This is a genomic window from Shewanella rhizosphaerae (assembly GCF_019457655.1).
In the GTDB taxonomy this organism is placed as follows: Bacteria; Pseudomonadota; Gammaproteobacteria; order Enterobacterales; family Shewanellaceae; genus Shewanella; species Shewanella loihica.
The window spans coordinates 194039-203445 of record NZ_CP080420.1; the positions used below are offsets into that span (position 1 = coordinate 194039).

The 9407-nt window shown below is 50.2% G+C and carries 11 protein-coding genes; 5 read left to right on the forward strand and 6 right to left on the reverse strand.

Annotation, left to right across the window (positions count from 1 at the left end):
• Genes ccmE through ccmA form a run of 5 tightly spaced genes read right to left on the reverse strand, consistent with a single transcriptional unit; the run spans position 1 to position 2779 of the window.
• Positions 1-486, reverse strand: a complete 486-nt coding sequence (gene ccmE, locus K0I63_RS00975) for a cytochrome c maturation protein CcmE (protein ID WP_220079605.1) — start codon at positions 484-486, stop codon at positions 1-3.
• Positions 483-683 (reverse strand): heme exporter protein CcmD, encoded by a 201-nt coding sequence (ccmD, locus tag K0I63_RS00980; RefSeq protein WP_011863994.1) that lies wholly within the window; start codon positions 681-683, stop codon positions 483-485. The genes ccmE and ccmD overlap by 4 nt, the downstream gene beginning before the upstream one ends.
• On the reverse strand, positions 683-1429 hold the full coding sequence (locus K0I63_RS00985) for a heme ABC transporter permease (protein ID WP_011863995.1): 747 nt from the start codon (positions 1427-1429) through the stop codon (positions 683-685). Before K0I63_RS00985 ends, ccmD begins: the two co-directional genes overlap by 1 nt.
• Position 1430: 1 nt before the next feature.
• Complete coding sequence (ccmB, locus tag K0I63_RS00990) at positions 1431-2117, reverse strand: heme exporter protein CcmB (protein WP_011863996.1); 687 nt, start codon at positions 2115-2117, stop codon at positions 1431-1433.
• Between the two features lie 11 nt (positions 2118-2128).
• Positions 2129-2779 (reverse strand): cytochrome c biogenesis heme-transporting ATPase CcmA, encoded by a 651-nt coding sequence (gene ccmA, locus K0I63_RS00995; protein ID WP_011863997.1) that lies wholly within the window; start codon positions 2777-2779, stop codon positions 2129-2131.
• A 332-nt stretch (positions 2780-3111) separates the two neighbouring features.
• Between ccmA and K0I63_RS01000 the strand changes: the two genes are divergently transcribed.
• The gene (locus K0I63_RS01000; RefSeq protein WP_011863998.1) at positions 3112-3405 is read left to right on the forward strand and encodes a c-type cytochrome; all 294 of its coding nucleotides are present in this window, start codon (positions 3112-3114) and stop codon (positions 3403-3405) included.
• A gap of 192 nt (positions 3406-3597) precedes the next feature.
• On the opposite strand, the gene ccmI is transcribed toward K0I63_RS01000, so the two are convergent.
• Positions 3598-4848, reverse strand: coding sequence for a c-type cytochrome biogenesis protein CcmI (gene ccmI / locus K0I63_RS01005; protein ID WP_144204444.1), 1251 nt, complete (start codon positions 4846-4848; stop codon positions 3598-3600).
• A gap of 411 nt (positions 4849-5259) precedes the next feature.
• Between ccmI and K0I63_RS01010 the strand changes: the two genes are divergently transcribed.
• Genes K0I63_RS01010 through K0I63_RS01025 form a run of 4 tightly spaced genes read left to right on the forward strand, consistent with a single transcriptional unit; the run spans position 5260 to position 8874 of the window.
• Positions 5260-7236 carry a heme lyase CcmF/NrfE family subunit gene (locus tag K0I63_RS01010; RefSeq protein ID WP_220082239.1) on the forward strand — a complete coding sequence of 659 codons (1977 nt, stop codon included), beginning with the start codon at positions 5260-5262 and terminating at the stop codon, positions 7234-7236.
• A 17-nt stretch (positions 7237-7253) separates the two neighbouring features.
• Positions 7254-7811, forward strand: coding sequence for a DsbE family thiol:disulfide interchange protein (locus K0I63_RS01015; RefSeq protein WP_144204446.1), 558 nt, complete (start codon positions 7254-7256; stop codon positions 7809-7811).
• Positions 7811-8290: a heme lyase NrfEFG subunit NrfF gene (nrfF, locus tag K0I63_RS01020; RefSeq protein WP_220082240.1), complete on the forward strand. Its 480-nt coding sequence runs from the start codon at positions 7811-7813 to the stop codon at positions 8288-8290. The genes K0I63_RS01015 and nrfF overlap by 1 nt, the downstream gene beginning before the upstream one ends.
• Positions 8287-8874, forward strand: a complete 588-nt coding sequence (locus tag K0I63_RS01025) for a TlpA disulfide reductase family protein (RefSeq protein WP_220082241.1) — start codon at positions 8287-8289, stop codon at positions 8872-8874. Before nrfF ends, K0I63_RS01025 begins: the two co-directional genes overlap by 4 nt.
• The last annotated feature ends 533 nt before the right edge of the window (positions 8875-9407 follow it).

Here is a 9407-nt window from a genome sequence, read left to right on the forward strand (position 1 = left end):
CTAGTAACCGGATTTCTGTGTAGAGTCGTATTCGAGTTTCTCGTGGGTCTGGCCCATGGCCTCGGCAACTTCTGGCGGCATGTAGTTTTCGTCATGCTTGGCCAATACTTCGGTCGCTTCCAGCTTACCACCTTCGATCAGTACGCCCTGGGCGACGATACCTTGTCCCTCACGGAAGAGGTCTGGCAATAGATCATCATAGGTCACCATGACTTCGCCACCTGCGGCATCATGTACGGCAAACTCAACGTGTAGGCTCTCTGGATCGCGTACCAGTGAACCCACAGTAACCATGCCACCGACACGAATACGTTGACCGATTTCTGGCTTAACGCCTGTGTCTTTCTTACCGTGAACGATCTCTGTTGGGGTATAGAAAAGGTTCAAGTTCGAATTGAGCGCATAAAGTAGCAAGGACGCGATGGCGGCTACGCCACCAATCAGGGCGGTTGCTAAGGCGAGTCTTTTCTTACGTCTGGCGTTCACTGTTCTTTACTCCGGTTGGCTTTGAGGCGTTCTTCGCGTTGCATCTTCTTGGATATCTCGGTGAGGATCTTGCGCTTTTGGCGCAGGCTCACCACGATTAAGGTTCCTAGTGCGAAGGCGGTTATGCCGTAAGATAGCCACACATAAAAGGCGTAGCCACCCATGTTAAAAAAATCTGCTAATGAATCGAACTGCATTATTTGACTCCTTCAGCTTGCGCGAGTTCCCTGACCCAGGGACGCATACCGTTTCTGGCAAGTATTTCGGCTCTGAAACGAATAAGCGTGATAGCGCCTATCATCAGGCCGAAACCGAAGATGTTGATCAGCAGTGGATATAACATCTCAGGTGCCATAGATGACTTCTCGGTGATCTTGATGGTCGCAGGCTGGTGTAGTGAGTTCCACCACTCTACCGAGTACTTGATGATAGGAATGTTGATCACGCCCACGATGGCCAGAATACCGGCGGCGCGTGCGGCGAGTACTTTATCTTCGAAAGAGGCGTACAGAGAGATCACACCCAGGTAGAGGAATAGCAACACAAGTTCAGATGTCAGGCGAGCATCCCACACCCACCAGGTGCCCCACATAGGCTTACCCCAAGCAGCACCTGTGATGAGGGCGATAAAGGTAACGACCGCACCGATAGGCGCAATGGCCGCTGCCGCCCAGTCGGCAGACTTAATCTGCCATACCAGGCCGATAAAGGCCGAGGTCGCCATCGCCATGTAGGCCGACATCGACATAGAAGCCGCAGGTACGTGGATGAAGATGATGCGGTAACTGTCACCCTGCTGGTAATCTACCGGCGCAAACAACAGACCCCAGATAGAACCCACACCAATAAACGCGATTGCAAGCGTCGCAAACCAAGGCAATAGCCTGCCGGAAAGGTTATAGGCTTTTTGAGGGTCTGCGTAAGAATGTAGCCATTTCCACATATTAGTTAGTACTCACTCTTAATGAGGCACCAATTGCAAAAGGTGCCAATATTAACGAACCGACCAGCATAGCGCCTATGATAGCGAGATGGCCGCTGTAGGGTAGATTTAGGCCAGCGGCATCGATAGCGCTGGTTGCAAAAATTAGTACAGGTATGTAAAGCGGTAGGATCAACAGGCTCAGCAGCACGCCACCCTTACGCAGGCCGACGGTAAGCGCGACACCAATTGCACCCAACAAGCTGAGTACGGGCGTGCCCAGTGCCAGGGTCGCCATCAGTGCGCCATAGCTGTTGGCTTCGAGATGCAGCAGCACGGCCAGTAGCGGGGCAACCAATATCAGTGGTACGCCGGTCAATATCCAGTGGGCCAGCACTTTTGCCAATACCATGAGTGACAATGGCTGTGGGCTAAGCAGCATCTGCTCCAGGCTACCGTCGACGAAGTCTGCCTTAAACAGGCGTTCGAGCGACAGCATAGATGCCAGCAGGGCGGCTACCCAGATGATCCCCGGTGCTACGCGAGTCAGTACCTGCGGCTCGGGGCCAATGCCCAGTGGGAAGAGGGTGACCACCAGGATAAAAAACAGTAAGGGATTGAAGATGTCACCCTTGTGACGAATCGCTATCTTAAGATCGCGTCTAAGCAGGGTGAAAAACGCTTGGGTGAAACTGATACCTTTATTCATTCACTGCACCTTTAAATAAAGCGGTAATCGAGGCGAATCTTACGGAGAATATCGTCACCGATAATGCTCATGTCCTGGTGGGTGGTCATGATGACACAACCGCCGCTTTGAGCATGTTGTAAAAACAGGTGTTCCAATTCTTCGACGCCTTTCTTATCGATTGCAGTAAATGGTTCGTCCAGTAACCAGACCTTACAGTTGGTATGCCAGAGTCGGGCTAGGGCGGTACGACGATGTTGACCCGCCGACAGGTGGCCGGCCAAAGCCTCTTCGAAGCCAGACAGGTTTACCTTTGCGAGGATCTGGTTGGTTTCGAAATCATCATACCCGCTGATTCTTAAATTGAAGTTAAGATTCTCTTCTGCGGTTAACTCGCTTTTTACACCTGCAAGGTGGCCCAGATACAAAAGATCGTCATTGTATTCGTCGCGGCAGCGGGTAATGTCAGTACCCTTGTATTTGGCTTCGCCCGCATAGGGACGCGACAGACCGGCGAGGATCCTCAGTAGGCTGGTTTTACCCGCGCCATTAGGGCCTTCGATTTGAACGATCTCACCCGCTTGGATATCAAAGCTCAGCTCGTCGAAGAGAATTCGCTCTTCGCGGATACAAGTCAAGTTATCGGCTGATACCAGTGTTGTTGCTGTTTTTTCTTCTACCACTGAACCCTCTATCTCAAGCCTGATGTAAACATAAGCGATATTAACATAATCCCCTTGAGGGGTTTAGTCTTGCTATCTGATTAGTGTCAGCAATTTGATATGCTTCCAAAAAGTAAAACCTTTTCGTCATTGAGATTGAACTTTTTCAACAATTGCTAATGTATCAGGTAACTCGGGCACCTATAACATGTTGAACCATCAAATTCTGATATTAATCACAAAAAGGTGAGATTTGTTGAAGTTTGATGTATCCTAGGGCCGCTATAGAATAAGTCTGCCCCAGTTTAGGGTGGCATAGAGCTCTGTTAATATTTGCATTAGGAACATTGAACATGAAAAAACTGTTAGCATTGTCTGCAGTGGCTGCATTGACCTTGTCTGCAAACACTTTTGCACAAGAAGGTGAAGCTGTATATAACAAGGCATGCCATGTATGCCACAGTATGGGTGTCGCCGGTGCCCCTAAAGCTCATGATGCAGCTGCATGGGAGCCTCGTTTAGCGAAAGGCCTAGACGCACTACTAGGTAGTGTTAAGACTGGTCTGAACGCTATGCCACCAGGTGGTATGTGCACAGATTGTACCGACGAAGATTACAAGAACGCTATCGAGTTCATGTCTAAGTAATTTGACTTCGTTGAAAAAAGCCGACCTTATGGTCGGTTTTTTTATGCCTGTCGCTAAGTAGTTTTTAATAAAGAGGCTCTCGGAAGAAACTCTTGCGATCAAGTATAGGTGAGCAATAAAAAAGCCGGCTAATGCCGGCTTTTCTGTTCGATACGAAATCAGGTTTAATGAATCGGTATTATTGGACCGAGATTACTGAACCAGAGTATCAATCACTAGCTTAGCGGTTGAGCCCACATCCATGGTTTCCAGACGGCCCTGTAGATCGCCAGGCTGCGCCTTAACCGAACCATGCTTAGAGAGCACGGCGATCACTTCAACTTGTTTGGCATCGCTCAGCTTGATATCGCCGCCCATGCCAGTGCTGTCATCTAAGGTGATAGAGACAGGCAGAGATTTCGCCGATACCTTAGTTGCCGCTAGGGGGACCTTAGGGCCTTGAGTGTTGCGGGCAAAGATAAACAGCATATCGCTACCGCTGACATTCTCTGCCAGCTCAGGTGCGATAGACACATCTATGGTCACTGTCTTACCGGTAGTGGCCTTAGCCTGCTGATGAGTCGCGTCGTTAGGCATCTCGCCAGTTTCGGCTTGCATTCTCATCTTGGCGCTCTCGATGGCATTGATGATGGCGCTACGGTCCACATCGCTTCTGTCGCTATCGAGAATGATCTGCCAGGCATCGATCGCCTTCTTATATTGTGCGCTGAAGAAGGCATCCATACCGACAAGCAGCAGGGTTGAAGGATCTTCAGGATCTAATGCCAATGATTGGTCGATAATGGCCTGTACCGCAGGGGTGATTCTTTGATTGGCCTTGTAGTACATTGCTGTCGCCTTAGGACCAAGCAGCTCGGCATGGGTACCCACTAGCTCCATCGCCTTGTCGAATGCTTTTACCGCATCGTCATAACGGTTGGCGCTGATGTAGGCATGGCCAAGGCTAAACAGCAGCTGGCTGTTTTCCGGCTCGGCTTGCAGCTGTGATTCCATCATCTGAATGCGCTGGGTCATGATCTGAGCGGCATCCATTCCTGCGTGTGGATTGTCGGGAACCGCCTTGTCCAGGTTGGCATAGGCACCTAGGTTGGCATAGAAGTAGCCAGAAACACCTAATACCACCACAGACATCAGGGTTGGCCAGAGTAGGCTCTTAGGCTTGATCTGACCGACCAGAGATTCATCTTCGCCTTGCTTCATGTCCTGTAGCAGGCTGATCTCGAGTTCTTTCTTTAGCGCGTTAAACTCATCTTGATCCAGCAGCTCATCCTCAAGTTCCTTCTCTAGGGTCGCTAGGCGATTGTTAAAAAGTTCGAGGTTGGTGGCCTTACGCACACCGGCTTCTTCGGCCTGCAGCATCTTTTGCTGGCGGAAGTGTGGAAACCAAATCAGCACAAGGCTGACTAATACAAAAAGCGCAATAAAAATCCAGAGTGTGGTCATTATTTCTTTTTCACATTAGTTGCAGGAATGCGGGAATGCCGCGCGATATAGGGATCAGATTATACGGAAAGATTATTCATTGAACAGTAATATAAGGGTTTCCAGTCGTTAAATACTGATACTTTTGCACTGGTTCACAGTTCGATTCTATTTTCAAAAATTGGCTGAAACTTAAGTTTCAAACAAGGGTCAGAGCATAAAATCTGCCAGTTTATAACAATTGTAACCCTGCGTTTCTGTTCGCAAGAATGAGACAGGTCACCCAGAATTGTGCGAAAGAGGCAGACAGATACAATAGCAAATACTAAAATGACTCAAATTTTGTACCTTGAGTAGTGTGAATTGCAAACTCTGGTGAATTAGGTGAAGCTAATGCTTCAACTGGTTCTCATATAGGACTGAGGAAACCCCATGATCCCTGAATTAGGACACTTTTCGTTGATAATAGGATTGGCATTCGCCTTTCTATTGGCCAGCGTCCCCTTAATCGGTGTTGCTCGCAAAGATCAATATCTGGTGCGTTATGCCTGGCCGTTGAGTTACGGCATGTTTTTCTTTATCGCTCTCTCCGTGATCGTCCTGGGTTATAGCTTTGCCGTCGACGATTTCTCTGTAGCCTATGTTGCACACCACTCAAACTCTCAGCTGCCGATCTTCTTCAAGATCGCCGCGGTATGGGGTGGTCATGAAGGTTCATTACTCTTCTGGGTGTTTGCCCTGTCTGTCTGGACGGCATCGGTTGCCTTCTTCAGTAAGGGGTTAGAAGAGGTCTTCACCGCTCGCGTACTCGCCATTCTGGCGATGATAGTGATCGGCTTCTGTCTCTTCATGCTGCTGACTTCGAGCCCATTTGAGCGCCTGTTCCCGATTCCTATGGAGGGACGCGACCTTAACCCTATGCTGCAGGACGTGGGACTCATCTTCCACCCACCAATGCTGTACCTGGGCTATGTTGGTTTCTCGGTGAGCTTTGCCTTCGCCATCGCCGCGCTCATGGGCGGACGTCTCGATTCTGCCTGGGCACGTTGGAGCCGTCCTTGGACCCTAGCTGCGTGGATCTTCCTGACCGGCGGTATCTCGCTCGGTTCTTGGTGGGCATATTACGAGTTAGGCTGGGGCGGCTGGTGGTTCTGGGATCCGGTCGAGAACGCCTCATTCATGCCTTGGCTGATCGGTACCGCACTGCTGCACTCAGTGATCGTGACCGAGAAGCGTGCAACCTTCCGTAACTGGACGGTACTGCTTTCTATCTTCGCATTCTCTCTGAGTCTGCTTGGCACCTTCATCGTGCGTTCAGGCGTACTGACCTCGGTGCACTCATTCGCGGCGGATCCTAGCCGTGGTATGTTCATCCTCTTGCTGCTGGGTCTCGCCATCGGCGGCTCACTGACGCTGTTTGCATTCCGCGCAAGCGACATGAAGAGCCCCGCGCGTTTCGAGCTGATGTCGAAAGAAACCATGCTGCTGGTGGGTAACATCCTGCTTACCGTAGCTTGTGGTACCGTGCTGCTGGGCACACTCTACCCACTGCTGATCGATGCCCTGAACATGGGTAAGATCTCTGTAGGCCCACCATACTTCAACGCGGTATTCGTGCCGATCGCACTCGTACTGTTTGCCTTCATGGGTATTGGCCCTAGCATCCGCTGGAAGCGCGCCAAGGCCGGTGAACTCAAGGCCAAGCTAATGGTGCCCGCCATCGTCTCTGCCGTTATCGGTGTGGCGACGCCTTTCCTGGTGGACGGCAAGTTTAATGCTTGGGTGATGTTCGGTATTGGCCTGGCCGCTTGGGTAACAGTTGCTACGCTGCGCGCCGCCTACGACATCATGCAGTCTAAAGATGGTCTCAGCCTGGCGCGTATGGGGCGCAGCCAGCTGGGTATGATCATCGCTCACTTAGGTATCGCGGTTTCTGTGGTCGGCGCCACCATGGTGTCTAACTACTCGATCGAGAAGAGTGTTCGCATGGGCCCTGGTATCACCCAGGAGCTGGCGGGCTATAGCTTCCACTACATCGAGACCAAAAATGTTGTCGGTCCTAACTATACCGCCCAGCAGGGTCAGGTCGAAGTGACCAAAGACGGTGAGTTCATTACTCTGCTTAAGCCAGATCGTCGTCAGTACAACGTACGTACCATGGATATGACAGAGGCGGGCATCGATTGGGGACTGTTCCGCGATCTCTATATCACCATGGGCGATCCGATCAGCCGTACAGAGTTTGCCGTGCGTCTGAACTACAAGCCATTCGTGCGCTGGTTATGGTTCGGTAGCATCTTCATGATGGTAGGCGGTCTGTTCGCCGCGTCTGATAAGCGTTACCGCAGAGCCAAGGCGACCGAAACTGCCGGCGAAAAAGCCAAACAAGCAAAATTAGCAACCGCATAACTTGAATTGGGGCAAGTATGAAGAAAAGGCTAGTATTATTTATTCCTTTGATTCTGTTTTTGGTGATGGGAGTGTTCCTCTATAAGGGACTCTTCCTGAATCCGCAGCAGCTGGATTCTGCATTAGAAGGAAAGCCGGTGCCGGCTTTCCAACTGCAAAAGCTTGAAGATGCCAATGAGATCATTACCAATGACAGCATCAAGGGTCAGGTCTCATTGCTGAACGTGTGGGCCACCTGGTGTCCTTCATGTAAGTATGAGCATCCTTACCTGATGCGATTGGCAAGACAGAACATCTTGCCTATCTATGGCATCAACTATCGCGACGAGCGTGCTATGGCGATCCGTGAGCTGAGCCGCGAGGGCGATCCTTACACCAAGAATATCTTTGACCATGACGGACGTTTAGGTCTGGATCTTGGAGTTTACGGTGCGCCCGAGAGCTATCTGGTGGATCACAACGGTATCATCCGCTTCCGTTATGCCGGTCCTATCGATATGCGTGTCTGGAATGAGACACTCTATCCCATGATTCAAGAGTTACAGGCACAGGCTAAAGCTGAGGGAGCATCTTAATGAAGACCTTAGTCGGGTTTATCACCGCAATACTGTTATCTTTCTCGCTGGTGGGCGCCGCGATGGCGACCCCAGTGGATACCTATGAGTTTAAGTCGGTAGATAACCAGAAACGAGCCCTCGAACTGGCTCACTCGCTGCGTTGTCCTCAGTGTCAAAACCAGAACCTGATCGATTCCAATTCACCTGTGGCGCAAGATCTGCGACTCGAAGTTTATCAAATGGTCGATGCCGGTAAGGGCGACGAAGAGATTATCGAGTTCATGACTAGCCGTTACGGTGAGTTCGTCCTCTATAAGCCACGCATGGAAGCCAAGACTTACATCCTATGGCTAGGGCCAATCGTGCTATTGCTGGTGGGTTTAGTGATCGGCTTTATCTTCGTTAGACAGCAGCGTATCAGCAATGCCGTCGAACAGGAGATCAGCGCCGAGGAGCAAGCCGAGTTGGATAGACTGCTCAAGCGAGACGATAAATGAACTCAAAGTTAGTCACGGCGCTGCTGTCGGCGGCTCTCGCCTTAGGCGGATATGTCGCTAGCGTGCAAGCCTATCCCGGCATGCAGAAGAAGCAAGGCGGTGAGGTGCTGTCGAGTGTCGATCTGATCAACGTGTTGCCAAAAGCCTATCCCATAGATCCTGTGCCCTTTAAGGATGCCCAGGGGAAGGCGATTGACTTCAGTCAGTATCGCGGCCAGGTAGTGATGGTCAACATGTGGGCTACCTGGTGTCCGCCCTGCGTGCGTGAGCTGCCAGCCATAGATCGCTTCAAAGGCAAATTCGATCCTAAACAGTTTCGTGTCCTGCCGATATCGATCGATATGAATGGCAAGGAGAAGGTCGAACCCTTCCTGGCCTCTCTGGGGATGGATAAGTTCGAGACCTATTATGATCCACAGCAGCAGCTGGGTCAGGTCTTCCCCCTAGATACGATTCCGGCGACCTTTATTCTCAATCAGCAGGGCGAATTGATCGCTTTCGTCAGAACATTTGTCGACTGGGATGATGAGAAAGCGGTGAAATTGATCGAGAGCTTTATCGCGTCAGAGACTCAAAAACAGTAAAACACGGCAATTTTGGCCGTAAATCATACGAAAAAGATCGCAATTGCCTAAAAGATCGGCATGCGATCTTTTTTTTGAAAAAAGCCCTTGCGCAAAAGATTTGGCTCCCTATAATGCGCTCCCACTGACACGGCAAACGGTGCTACTTACCAAGTGAGTAGGTAACGAATGTCGAGTCAAGGCGATAAGCGGTTCGAGTTTTTAAGCCGGTAGTTACAACGCGAAAGCACAGTAATTAACCACTTAAAAATCTTTTGAAAAAAGCGCTTGACGCCGACAGGGAGAAGCGTAGAATACGCAGCCCTAGCCCGCTGAACTCCAGTATGAGGCGAACGTTCTTTAACAAGATAAAACAAGAAATCTGTGTGGACACTCACAGGTATTGAGTTAATCGAAAACGATTTAAATCTCAATGTAACGATGAGAGTCCATAGCAATATGTACAAACATATAAATGATTCTTCCGAGTCATTTATGTGAATCAGAATTCATTGAGTCGCTTCCTTTTGAATAAAGAGTGGAGCAAAAAAACT